The sequence below is a fragment of the Staphylococcus pasteuri genome, assembly GCF_030547725.1.
GTDB lineage: Bacteria > Bacillota > Bacilli > Staphylococcales > Staphylococcaceae > Staphylococcus > Staphylococcus pasteuri.
In genome coordinates, this window is the sequence record NZ_JAUOQO010000885.1 from 1 (window position 1) to 240 (window position 240).

1 protein-coding gene is annotated in these 240 nt (G+C 45.8%); it reads left to right on the top strand.

Annotation, left to right across the window (positions count from 1 at the left end):
• Positions 1-57: 57 nt before the first annotated feature.
• A partial coding sequence (locus tag Q4528_RS15810; protein WP_303522687.1) for a hypothetical protein occupies positions 58-240 on the top strand: 183 nt, incomplete at its 3' end.

Sequence of the window (240 nt, forward strand, 5' to 3'; positions counted from 1 at the left end):
ACACGAAGCTTTATTAGCTTCACAAGGCGAACTCCTGTTACTGACAAAGCATCCTGCTTGGATGGCATTACTTACATGCCGACTTCTGAGGAAGACTTTGAAAACTACAAGTTGGACTTTGGAGGTTGGCGAACTTTTTCTCTTTCCGAGTACGACGGACAAGAAGCCAATGAGGATGTGCGGTTCGAGCTCAAAGTTGCGATTCACAATCTAGGTGAAGCGTCATTCGCCAGAATAGTC